At 72.6% G+C, this 18,998-nt stretch carries 21 protein-coding genes and 1 pseudogene; 12 read left to right on the top strand and 10 right to left on the bottom strand.

The annotated features are described in order from the left end of the window. The first annotated feature begins 135 nt into the window (after positions 1-135). From nrdH to KRAD_RS07070, 5 genes are all read left to right on the top strand, one after another. Complete coding sequence (gene nrdH / locus KRAD_RS26535; RefSeq protein ID WP_012084861.1) at positions 136-375, top strand: glutaredoxin-like protein NrdH; 240 nt, start codon at positions 136-138, stop codon at positions 373-375. Positions 376-395: 20 nt separating this feature from the next. Continuing rightward, on the top strand, positions 396-794 hold the full coding sequence (gene nrdI, locus KRAD_RS26530; RefSeq protein ID WP_012084860.1) for a class Ib ribonucleoside-diphosphate reductase assembly flavoprotein NrdI: 399 nt from the start codon (positions 396-398) through the stop codon (positions 792-794). A gap of 23 nt (positions 795-817) precedes the next feature. Continuing rightward, positions 818-2,953, top strand: coding sequence for a class 1b ribonucleoside-diphosphate reductase subunit alpha (gene nrdE / locus KRAD_RS07080; protein ID WP_049821436.1), 2,136 nt, complete (start codon positions 818-820; stop codon positions 2,951-2,953). A gap of 46 nt (positions 2,954-2,999) precedes the next feature. After that, positions 3,000-3,971 carry a class 1b ribonucleoside-diphosphate reductase subunit beta gene (gene nrdF / locus KRAD_RS07075; protein WP_012084858.1) on the top strand — a complete coding sequence of 324 codons (972 nt, stop codon included), beginning with the start codon at positions 3,000-3,002 and terminating at the stop codon, positions 3,969-3,971. Between the two features lie 105 nt (positions 3,972-4,076). Continuing rightward, positions 4,077-5,108, top strand: coding sequence for an ABC transporter substrate-binding protein (locus KRAD_RS07070; RefSeq protein WP_012084857.1), 1,032 nt, complete (start codon positions 4,077-4,079; stop codon positions 5,106-5,108). Positions 5,109-5,180: 72 nt separating this feature from the next. Here the strand turns inward: KRAD_RS07070 and KRAD_RS07065 are convergent, their stop codons facing one another. From KRAD_RS07065 to KRAD_RS07040, 6 genes are all read right to left on the bottom strand, one after another. Then, on the bottom strand, positions 5,181-5,963 hold the full coding sequence (locus KRAD_RS07065) for a DUF3618 domain-containing protein (RefSeq protein WP_012084856.1): 783 nt from the start codon (positions 5,961-5,963) through the stop codon (positions 5,181-5,183). Next, positions 5,939-6,367: a phage holin family protein gene (locus tag KRAD_RS07060; protein ID WP_012084855.1), complete on the bottom strand. Its 429-nt coding sequence runs from the start codon at positions 6,365-6,367 to the stop codon at positions 5,939-5,941. The genes KRAD_RS07065 and KRAD_RS07060 overlap by 25 nt, the downstream gene beginning before the upstream one ends. Further along, entirely contained in the window at positions 6,364-7,236 is an 873-nt protein-coding gene (locus tag KRAD_RS24065) for a hypothetical protein (protein WP_012084854.1), read from the bottom strand. The genes KRAD_RS07060 and KRAD_RS24065 overlap by 4 nt, the downstream gene beginning before the upstream one ends. Before the next feature lie 92 nt (positions 7,237-7,328). Then, positions 7,329-8,078 carry a hypothetical protein gene (locus KRAD_RS07050; protein WP_012084853.1) on the bottom strand — a complete coding sequence of 250 codons (750 nt, stop codon included), beginning with the start codon at positions 8,076-8,078 and terminating at the stop codon, positions 7,329-7,331. Between the two features lie 334 nt (positions 8,079-8,412). Then, on the bottom strand, positions 8,413-8,625 hold the full coding sequence (locus KRAD_RS07045; protein ID WP_041292822.1) for a hypothetical protein: 213 nt from the start codon (positions 8,623-8,625) through the stop codon (positions 8,413-8,415). 90 nt (positions 8,626-8,715) lie between these two features. Further along, positions 8,716-9,108, bottom strand: coding sequence for an OsmC family protein (locus KRAD_RS07040; RefSeq protein WP_012084851.1), 393 nt, complete (start codon positions 9,106-9,108; stop codon positions 8,716-8,718). A gap of 213 nt (positions 9,109-9,321) precedes the next feature. Between KRAD_RS07040 and KRAD_RS07035 the strand changes: the two genes are divergently transcribed. The 3 genes from KRAD_RS07035 to KRAD_RS07025 all read left to right on the top strand — a co-directional run bounded on the left by KRAD_RS07035 (position 9,322) and on the right by KRAD_RS07025 (position 11,914). Next, positions 9,322-9,870 carry a hypothetical protein gene (locus KRAD_RS07035; RefSeq protein WP_012084850.1) on the top strand — a complete coding sequence of 183 codons (549 nt, stop codon included), beginning with the start codon at positions 9,322-9,324 and terminating at the stop codon, positions 9,868-9,870. Positions 9,871-9,954: 84 nt separating this feature from the next. Beyond that, the gene (locus KRAD_RS07030) at positions 9,955-10,881 is read left to right on the top strand and encodes a manganese catalase (protein ID WP_012084849.1); all 927 of its coding nucleotides are present in this window, start codon (positions 9,955-9,957) and stop codon (positions 10,879-10,881) included. Positions 10,882-10,957: 76 nt separating this feature from the next. Beyond that, the gene (locus tag KRAD_RS07025; protein WP_012084848.1) at positions 10,958-11,914 is read left to right on the top strand and encodes a glycoside hydrolase family 43 protein; all 957 of its coding nucleotides are present in this window, start codon (positions 10,958-10,960) and stop codon (positions 11,912-11,914) included. A 27-nt stretch (positions 11,915-11,941) separates the two neighbouring features. Here the strand turns inward: KRAD_RS07025 and KRAD_RS24060 are convergent, their stop codons facing one another. From KRAD_RS24060 to KRAD_RS07010, 3 genes are read right to left on the bottom strand one after another with little or no spacing between them, the layout of a single operon-like run. Next, a complete protein-coding gene (locus tag KRAD_RS24060; RefSeq protein ID WP_012084847.1) occupies positions 11,942-13,096 on the bottom strand; it encodes an FUSC family protein in 1,155 nt (384 codons plus the stop codon). Then, the gene (locus KRAD_RS07015) at positions 13,096-14,301 is read right to left on the bottom strand and encodes a zinc-dependent alcohol dehydrogenase (protein ID WP_012084846.1); all 1,206 of its coding nucleotides are present in this window, start codon (positions 14,299-14,301) and stop codon (positions 13,096-13,098) included. The genes KRAD_RS24060 and KRAD_RS07015 overlap by 1 nt, the downstream gene beginning before the upstream one ends. A gap of 49 nt (positions 14,302-14,350) precedes the next feature. Continuing rightward, complete coding sequence (locus KRAD_RS07010; RefSeq protein ID WP_012084845.1) at positions 14,351-15,235, bottom strand: Rieske (2Fe-2S) protein; 885 nt, start codon at positions 15,233-15,235, stop codon at positions 14,351-14,353. 132 nt (positions 15,236-15,367) lie between these two features. Here KRAD_RS07010 and KRAD_RS26920 point away from each other — a divergent pair, with 132 nt between their 5' ends. Next, positions 15,368-16,417: an NAD-dependent epimerase/dehydratase family protein gene (locus KRAD_RS26920; protein WP_012084844.1), complete on the top strand. Its 1,050-nt coding sequence runs from the start codon at positions 15,368-15,370 to the stop codon at positions 16,415-16,417. A gap of 26 nt (positions 16,418-16,443) precedes the next feature. Here KRAD_RS26920 and KRAD_RS26915 read toward each other — a convergent pair. Next, positions 16,444-17,013: pseudogene (locus KRAD_RS26915) on the bottom strand (sigma-70 family RNA polymerase sigma factor); the annotation flags it as partial. Between the two features lie 358 nt (positions 17,014-17,371). Here KRAD_RS26915 and KRAD_RS27480 point away from each other — a divergent pair. From KRAD_RS27480 to KRAD_RS06995, 3 genes are all read left to right on the top strand, one after another. Continuing rightward, entirely contained in the window at positions 17,372-17,506 is a 135-nt protein-coding gene (locus tag KRAD_RS27480) for a hypothetical protein (protein WP_012084842.1), read from the top strand. A gap of 162 nt (positions 17,507-17,668) precedes the next feature. Further along, entirely contained in the window at positions 17,669-18,592 is a 924-nt protein-coding gene (locus KRAD_RS07000; protein WP_012084841.1) for a DUF2382 domain-containing protein, read from the top strand. A 47-nt stretch (positions 18,593-18,639) separates the two neighbouring features. Beyond that, positions 18,640-18,990: a DUF2382 domain-containing protein gene (locus KRAD_RS06995; RefSeq protein ID WP_157873520.1), complete on the top strand. Its 351-nt coding sequence runs from the start codon at positions 18,640-18,642 to the stop codon at positions 18,988-18,990. The last annotated feature ends 8 nt before the right edge of the window (positions 18,991-18,998 follow it).

Genomic DNA, 18,998 nt, shown 5'->3' with positions numbered 1-18,998 from the left:
TCTTGTGCCGGTTTTCCACACGGCCCCCTAGGGGTAGTGTTCGAGACACGTCAGCAGCACGGCGCGCGGGGGTCGAAGCACCTGGTCGGGACCCACGCACCGGACGGCACGGCAGGACCCGAGGAAGGACCACCCATGAGCACCACCGTCTACAGCACGCCCTCCTGCGTGCAGTGCAAGGCCACCTACCGCGCGCTCGACCGCAAGGGCATCGCCTACGAGGTCGTCGACGTGACGGTCGACGCCGACGCCATGGCCCTGGTGCGCTCCCTCGGGTACGTGCAGGCGCCCGTCGTCGTGGCCGGCGAGGACCACTGGTCGGGCTTCCGCCCCGACCGCATCGACGCCCTGGCCCGCGCCACCGCCTCCGTCTGACCGTTCCCGCAGGAGCACCCGTGAAGCCCGGCGTCGTCTACTTCTCCAGCGTCTCGGGCAACACCCACCGCTTCGTGGGCAAGCTCCAGCTGGAGCGGCCGGCCCTGCGGATCCCGCTCCGCCCGCGTGACGAGCCCCTGGACGTCACCGAGCCCTACGTCCTCATCGTCCCCACCTACGGCGGCGGCGACGGGGCGGGAGCGGTCCCCAAGCAGGTCATCCGCTTCCTCAACGACCCCGCCCACCGCGCCCTCATCCGGGGCGTCATCGGGGCGGGCAACACCAACTTCGGGGAGCACTACGCCGCGGCCGGCGACGTCGTCGCCGCCAAGTGCCGGGTGCCCCACCTGTACCGCTTCGAACTCTTCGGGACTCCCGACGACGTGCGCCGTGTGCGCGACGGATTGGACTCGCTGTGACCCTCACCTCCGACGCCCCCGAGCTGGAGACCGTCCCCGCGCCGGCCTCGTCGCCCAGCTACCACACGCTCAACGCGATGCTGAACCTCTGGGACGAGGAGGGGAAGATCCAGTTCGAGGCCGACGTCGAGGCCGCGCGGCAGTACTTCCTCCAGCACGTCAACCCCCGCACCCGGCGCTTCCCGACCTTCGAGGCCCGCCTGGCCCACATGGTCGAGAACGGCTACTACGAGCAGCACGTGCTCGACCAGTACTCGCCGGACTTCGTGCGCTCGCTGACCGACCGCGCCCACGCCGCGAAGTTCCGGTTCGCGACCTTCCTCGGCGCCTTCAAGTTCTACACGAGCTACGCGCTGAAGAGCTTCGACGGCACCGAGTACCTCGAGGGCTTCGAGGACCGGGCGGTCATGACCGCCCTGACCCTCGCCGTCGGGGACGAGGCCCTGGCCACCGCGATCGTGGACGAGGTGATCGCCGGGCGCTTCCAGCCCGCCACCCCCACGTTCCTCAACGCCGGCAAGGCCTCCCGCGGCGAGCTCGTCTCCTGCTTCCTGCTGCGCATCGAGGACGACATGGAGTCCATCGGGCGCGGCATCAACTCCGCCCTGCAGCTGTCCAAGCGCGGGGGCGGGGTGGCCCTGCTGCTGAGCAACATCCGCGAGTACGGCGCGCCGATCAAGCGCATCCAGAACCAGTCCTCCGGCGTCATCCCCGTGATGAAGCTGCTGGAGGACTCCTTCTCCTACGCCAACCAGCTCGGCGCGCGCCAGGGCGCGGGCGCGGTGTACCTCTCGGCCCACCACCCCGACATCCTGCGGTTCCTCGACACCAAGCGCGAGAACGCCGACGAGAAGATCCGCATCAAGACCCTCAGCCTCGGGGTCGTCGTCCCGGACATCACCTTCGAGCTCGCCAAGAACAACGAGCCGATGCACCTGTTCTCCCCCTACGACGTGGAGCGCGTGTACGGCAAGCCCTTCGGCGACGTCGCCGTCAGCGAGCACTACCGCGAGATGGTCGCCGACGACCGCATCCGCAAGACCCAGATCGACGCCCGCGAGTTCTTCAAGACCCTCGCCGAGCTGCAGTTCGAGTCCGGGTACCCCTACATCGTGTTCGAGGACACGGTGAACAAGGCCAACCCGATCGCCGGCCGCATCAACATGTCGAACCTGTGCTCGGAGATCCTGCAGGTCAACACGCCCAGCACGCTGGCCGAGGACCTCACGTACTCCGAGATCGGCAAGGACATCTCCTGCAACCTCGGCTCGCTGAACATCGCCCTGGCGATGGACGGCGGGAACCTCGGGCAGTCGGTGGAGACCGCCGTCCGCGCGCTGACCGCGGTCTCGGTCGCCAGCGACATCCAGTCCGTCCCCTCGGTCGCCTACGGCAACTCGAAGTCGCACGCCATCGGCCTGGGCCAGATGAACCTGCACGGCTACCTCGCCCGCGAGCGCGTCCACTACGGCAGCGAGGAGGGCATCGACTTCACCAACGTGTACTTCGCGGCGGTGCTGTTCCACGCCCTGCGCGCCAGCAACGCGATCGCGATCGAGCGCGGCGAGACCTTCGAGGGCTTCGAGAACTCGAAGTACGCCGACGGCACGTTCTTCGACAAGTACCTCGAGAACGACTTCCTGCCCGCCACCGAGCGCGTGGCGGGGCTCTTCGCCGACGCCGGCATCGCGCTGCCGACCCGCGCGGAGTGGGCGCAGCTGAAGGCGTCGGTGGTCGAGCACGGCATCTTCAACCAGAACCTCCAGGCCGTCCCGCCGACGGGGTCGATCAGCTACATCAACAACTCGACCTCCTCGATCCACCCGATCGCCTCCAAGATCGAGATCCGCAAGGAGGGCAAGCTCGGCCGCGTCTACTACCCGGCGCCGTTCATGACGAACGACAACCTGGAGTACTACCAGGACGCGTACGAGATCGGCCCCGAGAAGATCATCGACACCTACGCCGCGGCGACGCAGCACGTGGACCAGGGCCTGTCGCTGACCCTGTTCTTCAAGGACACCGCGACCACGCGCGACATCAACCGCGCGCAGATCTACGCGTGGCGCAAGGGCATCAAGACCATCTACTACATCCGGATCCGGCAGATGGCCCTCGAGGGCACCGAGGTCGAGGGCTGCGTCAGCTGCATGCTCTGAACGACCACCAGGAGCACCCGGGGCAGCAGCGAGGAGAGGGAAGACCGTGGAGAAGTTGAAGCTCGTCGACCGCGTGAACGCGATCAACTGGAACCGTCTGCAGGACGACAAGGACCTGGAGATCTGGAACCGCCTCACCAGCAACTTCTGGTTGCCGGAGAAGGTGCCGTTGTCCAACGACGTGCAGTCGTGGCAGAACCTCGGCGCCCAGGAGCGCACGCTCACGCTGCGCGTGTTCACGGGGCTGACCCTGCTGGACACCATCCAGGGCACCGTCGGGGCGGTCTCGCTCATCCCGGACGCGCTGACCCCGCACGAGGAGGCCGTCTACACGAACATCGCGTTCATGGAGTCGGTCCACGCCCGCAGCTACTCCTCGATCTTCTCCACCCTGGCCACGACCCGGGAGATCGACGAGGCGTTCGCCTGGTCGGAGGACAACGAGGCGTTGCAGCGCAAGGCGTCCATCGTCCTGGAGTACTACCACGGTGACGACCCGCTGAAGCGCAAGGTCGCCTCCACGCTGCTGGAGTCGTTCCTCTTCTACTCGGGCTTCTTCCTGCCCATGCACTTCTCCTCGCGCGCGCAGCTGACCAACACCGCCGACCTCGTCCGGCTCATCATCCGCGACGAGGCCGTGCACGGCTACTACATCGGCTACAAGTTCCAGCGCGGGCTCGAGCTGGTGGACCAGGCCAAGCGCGACGAGATCAAGGACTACGCGTTCGAGCTGCTCTACGAGCTCTACGACAACGAGTGCAAGTACACCGCCGACCTCTACGACGGGGTCGGGCTCACCGAGGACGTCAAGACGTTCCTGCACTACAACGCCAACAAGGCGCTGATGAACCTCGGCTACGAGGGGATGTTCCCCTCCGACATGACGAAGGTCGACCCGTCGATCCTGTCGGCGCTGTCGCCGAACGCCGACGAGAACCACGACTTCTTCTCCGGTTCCGGCTCCAGCTACGTCATCGGCAAGGCGGTCGCCACCGAGGACGAGGACTGGGAGTTCTGACCCGCCGTCACGGGCGGTGACCTCACGGGTTCCCCGGGGGGTCACCGTCGCGGCGGGGGAGCGGGGGGTGGGCGGCTCCACCCGAGGTTAGGCTAACCTCCAGGGGTGCATCGCCGATCCCTCCTCGCCGCGCTGGCCTCGACCGGCGCCCTCGCCTCCCTGACCGCGTGCGGGGGTGACGACGACTCCGCCGGCTCGGGGACCACCCCCTCCGCCGGCACCCCCGCGACCGGGGACGGGACCTTCCCCGTCACCGTCGAGCACAAGCTCGGCTCCACCACGATCGAGTCGGCCCCCACCCGGGTCGTGACCGTGGGGTACAACGAGGAGGACTTCGTCCTCGCCCTCGGCGTCACCCCGGTGGGAGCGCGCACCCCCCTGGGCAGCTACGACGCCAGCCAGCGCCCCTGGGCCGTGGACCTGCTGCCCGCCGGCGGCATCCCCTCGGTCGGCCAGGCCGAGCTGAACTTCGAGACCATCGCCTCGCTCCAGCCCGACCTCATCGTCGGCGCCTACGCGTACCTCACGCAGGCCGACTACGACAAGCTCACGGCCATCGCCCCCACCATCGGTGACGTCATCCCCGCGGGGGAGGGGGCGGACTCCACGGCCGCCGCGAGCTGGCAGGAGGAGCTCGCGGTCATCGGCCGGGCCCTGGGGAAGTCCGACGAGGCCACCTCCCTCACCGGCGACGTCGAGAGCGACTTCCAGGACGCCGTCGACGCCCACCCCGAGTTCGCGGGCAAGACGGTGAGCGTGGTGCTCTACAACCAGGGCTACTACCAGCTCGACTCCGCCGACCCGCGCGGGGACTTCTTCCTCCAGTTCGGCTTCGAGGAGAACCCGGTCGCCAGCGCGGACGGCAGCCTCAGCGAGGAGCAGGTCGTCGCCCTCGACACCGACGTCCTCGTCGTCCTGGGCCAGAGCGCCCAGGAGTTCGCCGCGAACCCCGTGGCCGCGGGTCTGGCCGTCGTCACCGAGGGGCGCACCGTCTACGTGCCGACGTTCTCCAGCGACTTCGCCGGTGCGCTGGGCAACTCGAGCCCGCTGTCCCTGCCGTTCGCCGTCGAGCAGGCCGTCCCGGCGCTGGCCGCGGCCGCCGACGGCAGCGCGAGCACGGTGCCCGGCACCCTCTGAGCTCGGGAACGCCGACGGGCGGCCGCGACGTGAGTCGCGGCCGCCCGTCGGTGCGTGCGGTGGTGCCGGTGCTCAGCGGGTCGCGGTGCCCTTGACGTCCGCGGCGGCGCTCTGCCCGTGCTCCTTGACGGCCCCGGCCGCACCCTGGGCGTCCTGCTTCACGGTGCCCGCAGCGCCCTGGGCGTCCTGCTTGACCGTGCCCGCAGCGCCCTGCGCGTCCTGGCGCACGGTGTCGGCCGCCCCGCGGGCGTCCTCCTGGACCGTGCTCGCCGCTTCCTGCGCGGTCTCCTTGACGGAGGCGGCCGCGTCCTTGGCGTGCTCGCCCAGCGAGGCGCCGATGTCGGAGGCGACGCTCTTGGCCTCGTCCAGCAGCGGCTGACCGGCGGTCTTCGCCTTCTCGACGAGGGCGCCGGTGGCCTCGGTCTCCTTGGAGGAGGCCGGGATCAGCGAGGACAGCAGCCAGCCAGCGCCGAGGGCGATGAGGCCCGCGGCCAGCGGGTTGCCCCGGGTGCGCTGCTTGACCGCGGCCGGGCTGCCCGCGACGGCGTCGCGGCCGGAGCCGGCAGCGCCGCGCACGGAGTCGGCAGCGCCGCGCACGGAGTCGGTGACCGAACCCGTCGTGCCGTGCACGGAGTCGGTGAGGGAACCCGTCGTGCCGCGCACGGAGTCGGCGGCGTCGTGGGCGGAGCCCATGATGCGGTCCTTCACCCCGGCGACGCTGGCCTTGGCCTTGTCGACCTGGCGGTGGGCCACGTTCGACGGGTTCAGCTTCTCGGTCAGCGCGTCCAGGTCGGTGGTCAGCTGGCTGCGCGTCCCCTCGATGTCCTGCTTCAGCTGTTGCGGTTCTTCAGCCACTGCGCGTCCTCCTTCAGGCTCTGCTGGGTCTGTTCCAGGGGCGGGGGGATCTTCGTGAGTTCCTTCTTGCCGCGGGTCGCCAGGACGGCGGCGATGATCGCCCAGACGACGGTCACGATGAGCGCGGACCAGCCGTAGCCGATCACCCCGCCCAGGGCGATGACGATCAGGGCCGACAGCGCGATGAGGAACAGGTGCCCCGCGACACCGGCCCCGGCCAGCAGGCCGACGCCCTTGCCCGCGGTCTTGGCGTCCTGGGTGGCCTCGGCCTTGGCGAGGGCGATCTCCTGGCGGACCAGGGTGGAGAACTCGCCGGTGATGCTGCCGACGATCTCGCCGAGGGAGCGCTCGTCCTGGGCCCCGCCGCGTCCCCCGGGGGGCGGCGCGGCGGTCGCGCCGCTCACGGGCGGTACTCCGGCGGGTCGATGAGGGAGGCGTCGCGCTCGTAGGGCGTGGTCGGGCGCACGCCGGTGGCGACGTCGACGTCGGGGCTCACGAACGGGGTCGTGGGGGCGACGACGGGCGGCACCGCGGCCGGGGTCATGACCGAGGTCGTGACCGGGCGCGGGGTGAGGTCCGTCGAGGTCGTCTCGACCTGGGTGACGTCGTGGTGCGCCTTGGCCCCGCGGGTCAGGCGGCCGGCAACGACACCGGTGAGGAGCGCGCCCAGCAGGAACGTCCCCGGCTTGCGGCGAGCGAAGGAGCGCGTCTGCTCGAGGAGGTCCGCGGAGTCGTGGTTGGTCAGGTGCGAGCCCCAGCTGGAGGCGCGGTCGCCGACCTGGCGCACGACCTGCGTGGCGTACCCGGAGCCGCCACCGGCCCCGGCCATGTCCGCCAGCTCCGACCCGGCGCCGGTGAGGAACTCGGCGATGCGGTCGCGGACCGCGTCGGACTGCTCCGACAGCTGCCGGCGCAGGTCGGCGAAGAGGTCGACGGCCTGGTCCTTGGCCTCGGCGAGGACGTTCCCGGCCTGGTCCACGGCGGTCCCGGCCACGGCGGAGGCCTGCTCCTTGGCGGTCCCGGCCACGGCCGAGGCCTGCTCCTTGGCGGTCCCGGCCACAGCGGCCGCCTGCTCCTTGGCGGTCCCGGCGACGGCGGAGGCCTGGTGCTTGGCAGTCCCGGCGACCGCGGAGGCCTGCTCCTTCGCCGCGCCCGCGGTCTGCTCGGGACGGCTCTGGCCACCGGTGGTCCCGTACGGGGTGCCCGTGACCAGGGGGTCGTGCCCGAGGTCGGCCGCGGTGCTCCCGCTCCCGTTCCCTGTGCCTTGCGTCATGTCTTCTCCTCTTCGACGTCGCCGTCGAGTTCTCGACGGCGCTTTCTGGACAGAACGTTCGATCGAGCCCCGGGCCGGTTCCCCGGCCGGGCTCAGCGCCCCAGGCCCGCCCGGTCCACGCGGCGGTGGAAGCGCATGCCGGCCAGCCCACCCAGGACGGCCCCCACGAGGGCGACGACCACGGCGGCGACCAGGGCGATGACCGACCCCGTCGTCAGGGAGCCGGCGTCCACGGGGATGCGGGGGAAGCTGTTCAGGCGCCCCAGCACGTCGTACTCGCTGCCCGCCACCGCGGCGAGGACCGCGACGACGACGGCGATGACGACCGCCCACACCCACACCGCGACGCCCTGCTTCACCCCGTCGAACCGCGCCATCCGCCCCGCGACGTAGCCGCCGCAGAAGTACGACACGAGCAGGACGACGAGCAGGGCGATCCCCCCGGCCAGGCCGATGGTCCCCGCGTTCTGCGCCGCGCCGTCCTGCGCGCCGGAGATCGCCTGGTCCAGGCTCCCGGAGCTCGCGATGCCGATCGCGGTGCCGGTGGCGGCCAGCAGGGCGGTCAGGAGGACGGCGGTGCCGGTCGCGGTCAGCCAGCCGAAGAACGCCGAGCCGACCTTGACCCCGCCGTGGGCGTTCTTCTCCCGGTTCACGACCGAGGCGCGGTCCATCGGGTCGCGCTCGGTGGTGCCGCTGCCCCGGGGGGCGGCGGGCTCCTCGTGGCGGCGCACGACCTGCGGGCGGTCGTCCCGCGTCTCCTGCCCGGCCCGGGTCGCGCCGCTGCGGTGGGCGGTGCCGTCCTGGCCGGCGGCGTGGGAACCGCCGTCGTCGGGTGCGGTCATGGCTGCTCCTCGGGCTGGGAGGCGACGCGCGGGTCGGGAGCCGCGGCACGTTGCGGCGTGCGGGGTGCGGGAGTGGTGTTCGACGTCATCGCGGGTTCCTCCTCCTCCGGTGGCGAGCGCTCGAGGTCGAGCTGGGGACCGACGCACGGGTGGTGCGCCAGGGCCCGCTCACTGCTGAACGAGGTGCCGGCGGCGCCCGCTGGTGATCCCTGTCAGAAGAGTGGCACTGATCACAGCGACCGCCACTCGAAGCGGTCGCGGCCCGCCGTCGGCTCCCGACGGCGGCGTCGTGGGCGGCGCACCGGCCGGGGTCCCCCGGCCGGTGGCGACCCGGTCAGTCCTCGTAGCTGCGCAGGGCCAGGCCCACGCCGAAGAAGGTGGGCGCCCAGTGGCCCACGAAGATGCCCCAGCGGTCGGCCCGGTCGATCCCGGCGTCCTCGGCCTGGCGGGAGATCCCCCACGCCAGGAAGGACAGGCCGATGCTGGCGAACCCGGCCGTGTAGGCCCACTCCGACTTCACTCCGGCGTCGTGCAGTGCCTTGATCACAGCGGTCTCCTCGTCGATCGGGCGGGGCGGGCGCACCCAGTCGACCGCCCCGGGGCTCCTCCCGCCACCCGGGACCACCGGTGCGGACGGTCAGGCGAGCTGGACGTCCAGGCTGCTCGCGTCGAGGGTCTTGGTGAACGGGCAGAGCGACAGCGCCTGCTGCAGGACGTCGCCGGGCTCCGCGCCCGCGTCGGGCAGGGTCACGGCGAGCTCGTACCGGGCGGAGTAGCCGGGGCCGTCGGCCTGGGTCAGCGTCACCCGGGTGCGGACCTGCGCGCCCTCGGCGCTGCCGCCGGCGCTGGAGGTGGCGATCCTCAGCGACTCCAGGAGGCACGCGCCCAGGGCGGCGGCCATGAGCTCCTCGGGGTTCGTCCCGGAGCCCCCGGCGGTGGCCTCGTGGACGTCGAGCTGCAGCGCGCCGCTCTCGGAGCGCACGCTGCCGTCGGTGGCGGTCACGTCGGCGGTGTAGAGGTCTGTGGCCATGGCTCGAACGCTACGAGCAACACCGGGACCCCGCGCGATGGATCCGGTTTTCCGGATGCGGCCCCCGCCGGGCGGGGTCAGAGTTGCCCCGACCGCGGTTCGCGGTGGCCGGTGGAGAAGACGCCGAGCACGCGAGCACCCGGGTCACGGGTGGGCGTTCCTCGCCGAGCGCCCCCCGCGACCCTCCAGGACTACTCGAGGAGCGCTTTTCCCATGGCAGGACGACAGACGGTCATCCGGACGCTGCACGACGCCGGGCTGGCAGCCTGGTTCGGCGGTTCCCTCTTCGGCGCGGTGGGCCTCAACGGTGCCGCCGCCGCCGCGAAGGACCCGTCCGAGCGCACGAGGATCTCCTCGGCGGGCTGGGCCAAGTGGGCCCCCGTGAACGCGGTGGCCCTCGCCGCCCACACCGTCGGTGGCGTCGGGCTGATCGTCGGGAACTCCGGGCGCATCGTCGGCCAGAAGGGCGCGGGGACGAACACCGTCGTCAAGGCCGTCATCACCCTGGCCGCCATGGGCGTGACCGGCTACTCCGGCCTGCAGGGCGTGAAGCTCGGCAAGAACTCCCCGGCCGCGGCCGAGGGCACCACCGAGCCCTCCGCGCAGACGCCCGAGGAGGCCGCCGCGGCCCAGCGCAAGCTCAAGTACCTCCAGTGGGCCATCCCCGCCCTCACCGGTGTCCTGCTGGTGATGACCGCCCAGCAGGGCGAGCAGCAGAAGCCCTCCGAGATCGTCAAGGGCCTGCTCGGCAGCCACCGCTGAGCACCGCCCCACCCGCACCGCCCCGCACCACCCGGGTGCACACCCCCGTACGTCCGGCTCGATCCCCCCGTGGAGGAGATGCACGTGTACCGACACACCCGTGAGCTGCAGTTCACCGCCAAGCCCGAGAAGCCCGACGCGCTGTTCGCCGCCAAGTTCCAGGAACTCGTCGGCGGCCAGTTCGGCGAGATGACCGTGATGATGCAGTACCTGTTCCAGGGCTGGAACTGCCGCGTCCCCGGCAAGTACAAGGACATGATCATGGACATCGGGACGGAGGAGATCAGCCACGTCGAGATGCTCACCGTCATGCAGGCCCGTCTCCTCGAGGGCGCTCCCGGTGAGACGACGGCCAAGGCCGTCGCCGCCAACCCCGCCCTGGCCGCCGTCCTCGGCGGGCAGAACCCCCAGCACGCCATCGTCTCCGGCGGCGGCGCGCGCCCCACGGACTCCCTGGGCAACCCCTGGAACGCCGGGTACATCGTCGCCAGCGGCAACCTGCTCACCGACTTCCGCTCCAACGTCTCCGCCGAGGCGCAGAGCCGGTTGATGACCAGCCGCATCGCGAACATGACCGACGACCGCGGGGTCAAGGACATGCTGGCCTTCAACCTGGCCCGTGACACCTACCACCAGCAGCAGTGGCTCCTGGGCATCCAGATGCTCATCGACGACGGGTTCATCGAGACCCAGATCGAGCAGTCCAACGGCGACTGGGAGAACAAGGACGCGGCGCACGTGTTCTACACCGGCACCGACGGCAGCCGCGCCGGCGAGGGCCTGTGGGCCACGGCGAACAGCCTCGTCGACGGGGAGCCGTTCCGCGCCGAGGAGCTGCGGCCGCTCACCGACGACCAGGGCATCCTCCCGGCACCGGACCCGCTGCAGTACGTCACCTACGACGGCAACCAGGGCCCCGGCAAGCCCGGCAACGCGGTCGGCGGCGTGGCGCAGCAGGCGGAGAACGTCGTGACCAAGGTCAAGGACGCCATCACCGGCGACAAGCACTGACACGACCCCTGCCGCTGTCCCGGCCGAGCGCCGGGGCAGCGGCACGTCGCTGTCCGGGGCCCGGTACGGTCCGCGGGTGAGCGGCGACTTCGGCTACCTGTTCGTCCACCACGTCGAGGACCCCGACGGGCACGGCGAGCAGGTGTTCTTCTCCCTGAGCGAGGGTGACGACCCGCTCTCCTGGCGACGGCTCAACGGCGGCCGGCCCGTGCTGGAACCAAGCCTCGGCACCGGCGGGGTGCGCGACCCGTTCGTCGTGCGCGGGGACGGGGAGTTCTTCGTCCTCGCCACCGACCTGCGCATCTACGGCGGCGACCGCGCCCCCGACGCGGCCGGCTGGGACGCCTGGACCCGCCACGGCGCGCGCGCCGTCGTCGTGTGGCGCTCGACCGACCTGCTCACGTGGTCCGCGCCCTGGCTGCTGGAGGTCGCCCCGCCGGAGGCGGGCATGGCGTGGGCCCCGGAGGCGACGTTCGACCCGGGCACCGGTGAGTTCACCCTGGTGTGGTCCTCGACGCTCTTCGACCCCGCGGACCCCGGGCGCACCGGCGACAGCCACAGCCGTGTCCTCACCGCCCGCACCCGCGACTTCCGCCGCGTCACCGACGTCGAGGTGCTGATCGACCGCGGCGTCGCGGTCATCGACACCACCGTCCACCGCGTCGGTGACGCCGTGCTGCGGGTCTCCAAGGACGACTCGCGCCGGCCGGACTCGCTGAGGCTGTTCGCCGAGGTCGACCGCGGCGACGGTTTCCGGGTCGTGGCCGAACGCATCGCCGACGACCTGTTCCCCGACGTCGAGGCCCCCGTCGTGGTCCACGACGAGCGCCGCGACCGGTGGTACCTCCTCGTCGACCAGTTCTCCGTGCGCCCGCAGGGCTACCTCGCGCTGACCGCCGACGACCCGCTCTCCGGGGACTGGCGCCCGGTGCCGGCGGGGGAGTTCTCCCTCCCCGCGAACACCAAGCACGGCGGGATCCTGCCGCTGCGGGCGGGGGAGTGGCGGGCGCTCGCGGCGGCGTTCGGCGGCTGACCCCGCCCGCCGCGCCCCCCGACGGGCTCAGCGCCGGGGGCGGGAGGGCAGACGGATCCGCCGGCGCCGGCCGGGACCCCGGTGGGGGAGCTCCGGGTCCGGCTGGCGCCACGGGGTGGGGGCGACGGCCTCGCCGTCGTCGCCGGTGTCCGGCCCCAGCGACCCCAGGCACCGTCGCAGGGTCGTCACCACGGCTCCCGCGGTCTGCTGGGCCATGGCGTCGGGGTAGGCGGCCGCGGCCTGGGCGGCGGAGAGCCGCTGCACCTCCTGCCGCAGGGCGTCGCGGTGGTCGCGGAACGCCTGCTCGTCGGCGGCGTCGGCGCGCAGCAGGGCGGACAGGGAGGTCAGCACGGCCGCGGTGGGCCAGCGCAGGTCCACCGGCAGGGACACCGCCCGGTCGGAACGGGTCTGCACCTCCACCAGCAGCTCGGACAGCTCCTCCACCCGCGCCGACAGGTTCGCCAGGGACACCCCCCGGACGTGCTGGCGGCGGACGGGTTCGAGCACCCGGCGCCGGCGCACGTTGCCCAGCAACGACTCCTCGGTCTCCAGCCGGCGGGCGCGCAGCGCCTCCCGCACGGGGGCCAGGGAGTGGACCCGGTCGCGCCACTCCTCCACGCCCGGGGGCTCGTCGCGCCGCAGCCCCTCCGCGAGGTCGTCGAGCTGGTCGGCGAGGGTGCTGGAGAGCTGCTGCAGCGCCTGCTCGGACTCCGCGAGCGGGACGCGCGGGAACAGCGCGTTCACCGCGATCGCCACGACCCCGCCGAGCAGGGTCAGACCGCAGTACGCCGCGGCGTAGCGGACGGGGTGCGCCGCGGCCGCGGTGAGGACGAACAGCGAGACGGTCAGGACCCACGTGCGCTGCTCGCCCAGCACCCGCCACCCGGCGAGCAGGGTCGCGAGGAACACCACCACCGGCACCACGAGGAACCCCCGCCCCAGCACCTCGGCGGCGGTCAGGGCCAGGAGCGCGCCCAGGATGATCCCGGCCAGCGAGGAGGCGGAGTTCCGCACCGAGCTGCGCACCGTCGACCACGACCCGACGACGGCGCCCAGCGGCGCGAAGTACGGGTAGGTCGCCGCCGTCTCGCCCGGCAGCCACAGGGCCAGCTGCCAGGCGAGGGTCGCGGCGAGCGCGGTCCGGACCGCCAGTCCGGCCCGCGGGTGGCGCAGCAGGCGCATCAGGGGGTGATGACGACCTTGATGCACCCGTCCCGCTTCTCCTGGAACATCTCGTAGGCGTCCGGGGCGTCCTCCAGGGACACCCGGTGGGTGGTGAGGTCCTCCACGCCGAGGGGGTCGGCGGGGTCCTCCACCAGCGGCAGCAGGTCGTCGATCCAGCGCCGCACGTTGCACTGCCCCATGCGGAACTGCAGCTGCTTGTCGAACATCGTCTTCATCGGCAGCGGGTCCGCCTCCCCGCCGTACACCCCGGAGAGCGAGACCGTCCCGCCGCGGCGGACCGCCTCCACCGCCGAGCGCACTGCCCACAGGCGGTCGACGCCGGCGGTCTCGGTGACCTTCTGCGCCAGCGCGTCCGGCAGCAGCCCCACCGCGGTCTGCGCGGCCTTCGCGACGGCGCCCTCGGCGCCGCCGTGGGCCTCCATCCCGACGGCGTCGAGGACGGCGTCCGGCCCGCGGCCGTCGGTGCGCTCGCGCAGTTGGGTGACGACGTCGGCGTCGCCGTCGGTGAGGTCGATCGCGGTCACCCCGTGGCGCTGGGCCATCTGCCGGCGCTCGGCGACGGGGTCCACGCCGATGACCTCGTAGCCGAGGTGGCGCCCGATGCGGGCGGCGAACTGGCCCACGGGGCCCAGGCCGAGGACGGCGAGGGTGCCGCCGTCGGGGACGTCGGCGTACTGCACGCCCTGCCAGGCGGTGGGGACGATGTCGGAGAGGAACAGGTACCGGTCGTCGGGCAGGCCCCCGTCGCCCTCGCGGCCGACCTTCACCGGGCCGTAGTCGGCGTGCGGGACGCGCAGGTACTCCGCCTGCCCGCCGGGCACCGAGCCGTAGAGGGAGGAAAACCCGAAGAGCGCCGCGCCGGAACCCTGCTCGTGGACCTGGGTGGTCTCGCACTGGCTCTGCAGCCCGCGCGTGCACATGAAGCAGTGCCCGCAGGAGATGTTGAACGGGATGACGACGCGGTCGCCGACCTGGAGGTTCGCGACGGCGGGACCGACGGCCTCGACGACGCCCATGGGTTCGTGGCCCAGCACGTCGCCCTTGCTCATGTACGGGCCCAGCACCTCGTAGAGGTGCAGGTCCGAACCGCAGATCGCGGTGGAGGTGATCCGCACGACCGCGTCCGTCGGGTCGACGATCCGCGGGTCGGGGACGTCCTGCACGCTGACCGATCGCTTGCCCTGCCACGTCAGTGCTCTCACGTCGTCCTGCTTCCGGTCCGGGGGTGGGTGGGGGTGGTGCGGGTGCGGGTCACCGCGGGGGACCGACGACGCGGGCCAGGACCCGCCCGTCCGCCACCCGGGTCTCCACGGTGGGCTGGGGGGTGCTGGCGGGGCCGTCGAGGACCTCCCCGTCGCTGAAGCGGAACTCGCTGCCGTGCCAGGGGCAGGTGATCGTCGTCCCCTCGCCGGTCCCCGCCACCTCGCCCTCGTGCAGCGGACCCCCGAGGTGGGTGCAGGTGTCGGTGATCGCCATCACCGAACCACCGCGGCGCAGCACGCACAGCGGGGCGTCGCCGATCCACCGCTGCGCGGGGCGGCCCTCGGGGAGGTCGTCCAGGGGGCCGACGTCGGAGAACCCCTCCCCGCCGCCGGCGAGGTGGAACAGGTGCTCGGCGTGGTTGGGGCCAGCGGCCCACCGGTAGGCGAGGTGCCCGCCGAGCGCGCCCGCGCCGCCGGCGACGAGGGTCCCCGCCGTGCGCAGCAGCCGGGCGCGGCGGCCCGCGAACAGCGACGCCGTCCACAGCGTCGCGGCCAGCGCGTTCCCGGCGGCGTGCACGATCGCGGTGCGCTGCTGGTCGCGGTGGAGGTCCACGTAGTCCGCCCACCCGGCCAGCGCGGTCGGGGCGACCGTGGCCACGCTGGCGGCGGCCAGCCCGCGCGCGGGTGCCCCCAGGGCAGCGCCCCCGGGGACGAGCACCGCGGCGGCGTCCAGCAGCAGCGCCGACACCGAGGTGCCGACCGGCAGCATCGCCATCGCGGGGTGCAGCGGGTGACCGGCGGGGCGGCCGTGCAGCAGCCCGCGCACCCGGCCACCGGGCAGCAGCCGGTCGGCGGTGGCCCCGGCCCGCGAGGCCAGCGGGTCGAGCTTCGTCCACCGCGAGGGCGCGTCGAACAGCGAACTCAAGAAGGGCATGTCCCGGTCCTACGCCCCCGGCGGGCGTTGCGCGCGCGGAAGGACGGTTTCCCCCGCCGGGACGGGGGTAGCTGAACACCGTGACGAACCGCCCCGGGTTGCCCGACGCCGTGACGATGGGAGTGTGCTGACATGCGCATCGCCATCACCGGAGCCTCCGGCAACGTCTCGACGGCGCTGCTGCGCCGCCTCGCCGGGGAGGACGTCGAGGTCGTCGGCATCTGCCGCCGCCTGCCCGAACCCGTGGGCCCCTACGCCGGGGTCCAGTGGGAGCAGCTGGACATCGCCGCCCCGGGATCCGTGGAGAGGATGGCCGCGATCTTCGCCGGCGTGGACGCCGTGGTGCACACCGCGTGGCTGATCCAGCCCCAGCGCGACCCGCAGGAGCTGAACCGGGTCAGCGTCACCGGCAGCCGGCAGGTCGTGCACGCGGTCCTGCAGGCCGGGGTCCCGCACCTGGTGCACCTGTCCTCCATCGGCGCCTACGCGACCCACCCCAGCGACGACGCCCCCGTGCAGGAGGCGTGGCCGGCCACCGGCATCCGCCCCTCGCAGTACTCCCGCGAGAAGGCGTTCGTGGAGACCCAGCTCGACGACGTCGAGCGCGACCACCCCGAGCTGCGCGTCACCCGCGTCCGGCCCGGCCTGGTCTTCCAGCGCGACGCGGGCAGCGCCATCGCCCGCTACTTCGGCGGGCCCCTCGTGCCCGCCCGCCTCGTCCGCCGCGTCCCGCTGCCGGTGCTCCCGCTGCCGGCGGGGCTGCGCTTCCAGCTCGTGCACGCCGACGACCTCGCCGACGCCCTGGCCCGGATGCTGGAACGGGTTCCCGGTGGGGCCTTCAACATCGCCGACGACCCGGTGCTGACCGGGGAGGACGTCGCCGCCGCGTTCAAGGCGGGCCGCTACCTCCCCGTCAACCGCAAGGTGTTCCGGGCCGCGACCGACCTCACCTTCCGGGCCCACGTCCACCCGGTCCAGCCGGGGTGGCTGGACCTCATCTACGGCGTCCCCGTCATGGACACCACCCGCGCCCGCGAGGTGCTGGGCTGGAAGCCCGCTCACGCCGCCCAGGACGTGCTGGTGGAGCTGCTCGACGGGATGCGCGACCACGCGGGTTCCGCCGCCAGCAGCCCGCTGCGGCCCCGTTCGAGCGTGTCGCCGGAGTCGCGCACCGGCATCTGATCGTCGAGCTGGTCGCGCAGCCGGTGCAGCAGCGCGGCCAGCAGGCGGGACACCTGCATCTGGCTCACCCCGATCTCGGCGGCGATCTCGGACTGGGTGGCCTCGCGGTAGAAGCGCAGGTGCAGGATCCGCCGCTCCCGCTCGTCGAGGCCGGCGGTGATCCGGCGCAGGGTGAGCGCGTCGTCGACGGCCGCGGTGTCGTCCGCGTCGTCGGCGAGCAGCTCGCACAGCGGCACGTCCTCGGGGCCGTGGGCGGCGTCGAGGGACACCGCGGAGTAGGCGTTGGAGGCCTGGCGGGCCGCGCGGACCTCCGCGACGGTCGCGTCGAGGCGCTGGGCGAGCACCTCCTCGGGGGTGTCGGCGTCCTCGGCCAGCAGGCGGGCCCGCAGCTCCTGCAACCGGCGCGGGGGGCGGACGTTCCACCCGTGGTCGCGGAAGTGCCGGCGCACCTCCCCGGTGATCGTGGGGGCGGCGTAGGCCGCGAAGCGGTGACCGGTGTCGGGGTCGAAGCGCTGGGCGGCCTTCACCAGACCGAGGTAGGCGACCTGGACGAGGTCGTCGTAGGGCTCGCCCCGGTTGCGGTAGTGCGCGGCCACGGAACGGGCCAGCGGCAGGTGCTCGAGCACCAGGTCCTCGACGCTGGCCCTGCGCTGGGCCGTCGTGTCGGCGGTGGTGGTCACAGCAGCCTCCCGGCCGTCCTCGTCGATCCCCGGGCGGCTGCTGCACCCGGCGGGGCTCACTCCAACACCGACCGCAGGGGTCGGCAACCGGAACCCGGTGCCCCCCGCCGGGCGGCCGGGCGGGCCCGGAGGGGTGATCGCGAACCGGTCGTCAGTTGAACGAGCGCGCACCCGGTGGAGGTCCTACGGTCGGTACCGCAAGGCCGCGGGGCCCGCACCGCACCGGTTCGACCGGTACGGGACGGGCGACGCGATCGGCGCCAGAGGAGGACGCATGTCGACACAGCCCGAAGAAGACCCCGGTACCGACGCAGCGGCGGAGTCGCCGACGCTGAACGGCTACGGCAACGACACGGGTTTCGCGGAAGAGGCCGAGCAGGCCGACTCCGCGGGCGACGCGCAGGACTGAGACCGGTCCCGGCGACCCCGGGGCCCGCACGTTCGAAGAACACCGGCCCACCCGGAGACCACCGCGGTGGGCAGGTGGGGACGAGGAAGCCGTCACGGTCCTCGGACCGGTCCGGTGAGACCGCTGACGATTCCAGAACACTTTCGACGAGAGGAAGCCACCATGGCTCGCAACACCTTCACCGCTGACGCGCTGTTCGGCACCACCGTGACCGACAACGACGGTGACAAGATCGGCAAGGTCGAGGACGTCTACCTGGACAACCAGTCCGGTGAGCCCGAGTGGGTCTCGGTCAAGACGGGCCTGTTCGGCTCCAACATCTCGCTGATCCCGCTGGCCGCGGCCGACCACGCCGGTGACACCCTGCGCGTGCCGTTCTCCAAGTCCCACGTGAAGGACGCCCCGAACCACGACCCGGGCCACGAGCTCAGCGAGTCCGACGAGGCGGAGCTGTACGCCTACTACGGCGTCGGTGGCGGCACCAGCACCACGACCACCACCGGGACCACCGGGACGACCGGCACCACCGGCACCACCGGCACCACCGGCACCACCGGCACCACCGGCACCACCGGCACGACCGGCACCGCCGGCTACGAGGCCACCAGCACCACCGGTCGCGACGTCACCGGGACCGTCGGCCACGACACCACCACCGGTGGCGCGGGGCACGACACCTCCGGCCCGAACACCGACAACGCGATGACCCGGTCCAAGGAAGAGCTCCACGTGGGCACCGAGCGTCGCGAGGCCGGCCGTGCTCGCCTGCGCAAGTACATCACCAGCGAGACCGTGTCCCGCACGGTTCCCGTGACCCACGAAGAGGTCACCGTGACCCGCGAGCCCATCACCGAGGCCAACCGCGGTGCGGCCCTCTCCGGTGGGGACCTGACCGAGGAGGAGCACGAGGTCGTGCTCACCGAGGAGCACGCCGTCGCCGCCAAGGAGACCGTCCCGGTCGAGCGCGTCCAGGTCGGCAAGAAGGTCGTCGAGGGCACCGAGACCGTCCAGGCCGAGCTCCGCGAGGAGCACATCGACCTCGACGGCGACGCGCGGGTGGAGAACACCACCCGCGACCGGCACTGAGCGAGAACCCGCTCGACGACCGTCACGGGGGACCCGAGGCGGAGGTGGTGCTGTCGGCGGAGACGCTGACGGTCTCCACCGTCCGGGTCCCCCGGGAGCGCGTGCGGATCTCCAAGCGCGTGGTGACCAGCACCCGGACCCTCGAGGTCCAGGTGCGCCGCGAGGAGCTGGTCATCACCCGGGAGCCGGTCGGGGACCTCGACGAGGTCGCCGCGCCCGCGGGTGACGGCGAACTCGTCGTCGTCCTGCGGGAAGAGGTCCCCGAGGTCTCCCTGCGCGTCGAGCCCGTCGAGCTCGTCCGGATCGGCGTCACCAGCGTGCAGGGGCAGGACGTCGTCCACGCCGAGCTGCGCACCGAGGTCGCCGACGTGGACGTGGTCACCGACGTGACCGACTGAAGGAAACA

The sequence above is a fragment of the Kineococcus radiotolerans SRS30216 = ATCC BAA-149 genome (genome assembly GCF_000017305.1).
Taxonomy (GTDB): Bacteria; Actinomycetota; Actinomycetes; order Actinomycetales; family Kineococcaceae; genus Kineococcus; species Kineococcus radiotolerans.
This window is presented reverse-complemented; position numbering and strand designations above follow the sequence as displayed.